General features: G+C 67.2%; 2 protein-coding genes. Both read left to right on the forward strand.

The annotated features are described in order from the left end of the window. Nucleotides 1–717: electron transfer flavoprotein subunit beta/FixA family protein (locus AVE30378_RS32420; RefSeq protein ID WP_165360366.1), on the forward strand; the 717-nt coding region annotated here is incomplete at its 5' end. A 2-nt stretch (nt 718–719) separates the two neighbouring features. Then, a partial coding sequence (locus AVE30378_RS32425; protein ID WP_165360367.1) for an electron transfer flavoprotein subunit alpha/FixB family protein occupies nt 720–1,576 on the forward strand: 857 nt, incomplete at its 3' end.

Below are 1,576 nucleotides of genomic sequence, written 5' to 3' on the forward strand. Positions count from 1 at the left end.
GACTACAACGTCAAGGTGCGCGTCAAGTCTGATCAGACTGGCGTGGATATCGCCAATGTGAAGATGTCCATGAACCCCTTTGACGAAATCGCCGTCGAAGAAGCGACTCGCCTGAAGGAAAAAGGCGCGGTGGCCGAAGTCGTGGCGGTGTCTTGCGGCGTTGCGCAATGCCAGGAGACGCTGCGCACGGCCATGGCCATCGGGGCCGACCGCGGCGTGCTGGTGCAGACCGACGCCGAACTGCAGCCGCTGGCCGTGGCCAAGCTGCTGAAGGCGCTGGTCGACAAGGAGCAGCCGCAACTGGTGATCCTGGGCAAGCAAGCCATCGACGACGACGCCAACCAGACCGGCCAGATGCTGGCCGCGCTGCTGGACTGGCCGCAAGCCACGTTCGCCAGCAAGGTCGAACTGGCCGACGGCAAAGTCACGGTGACGCGCGAAGTGGACGGCGGGCTGGAAACGCTGACGCTCAAGCTGCCGGCGATCGTCACCACCGACCTGCGCCTGAACGAGCCGCGCTACGTCACGCTGCCGAACATCATGAAGGCCAAGAAAAAGCAGTTGGACACCGTCACGCCCGACGAACTGGGTGTCGATCCCGCTCCCCGCCTGAAGACGCTGAAGGTCAGCGAGCCGCCGGCCCGCAAGGCCGGCATCAAGGTGGCCGATGTCGCGGCCCTGGTGGACAAACTCAAGAACGAAGCGAAGGTGGTCTGATCATGACGACGCTGGTTATTGCCGAACACGATAACGCCCAGCTCAAGGGCGCAACCCTGAACGCCGTCGCCGCCGCCGCCAAGATCGGAGGCGACGTGCACGTGCTGGTCGCCGGCGCCAATGCGCGCGCCGTGGCCGACCAGGCCGCCGCCGCCGCGGGCGTGGCCAAGGTGTTGCTGGCCGACGCCCCGCAACTGGCCGACGGCCTGGCGGAAAACGTCGCGGCCCAGGTGCTGGCCGTGGCGTCGAGCTACAGCCACATCCTGTTCCCGGCCACCGCCTCGGGCAAGAACGTGGCGCCGCGCGTGGCCGCCAAGCTCGACGTGGCCCAGATCTCCGACATCATCGGCGTGGAATCCGCCGACACGTTCCAGCGCCCGATCTACGCGGGCAACGCGATCGCCACCGTGCAATCGGCCGACGCCGTGAAGGTCATCACCGTGCGCACCACCGGCTTTGACGCGGTTGCCGCGCAAGGTGGTTCGGCCGTCGTGGAAGACGTTGCCGCGGTTGCCGATTCGGGCCTGTCCACCTTCGTGGGCCGCGAAGTCGCCAAGAGCGACCGTCCGGAACTGGCCGGCGCGCGCGTGGTGGTCTCGGGCGGACGCGGCCTGGGCAGCGCCGAGAACTTCAAGATCCTGGATCCGCTGGCCGACAAGCTGGGCGCCGCGCTCGGCGCCTCGCGCGCCGCCGTGGACGCCGGCTACGCGCCGAACGACTGGCAGGTCGGCCAGACCGGCAAGATCGTCGCGCCGCAGTTGTACGTGGCGGTTGGTATCTCGGGTGCCATCCAGCATCTGGCCGGCATGAAGGATTCCAAGGTCATCGTCGCCATCAACAAGGATCCGGAAGCCCCGAT

The sequence above is a fragment of the Achromobacter veterisilvae genome, assembly GCF_900496975.1.
Classification (GTDB): domain Bacteria; phylum Pseudomonadota; class Gammaproteobacteria; order Burkholderiales; family Burkholderiaceae_B; genus Achromobacter; species Achromobacter veterisilvae.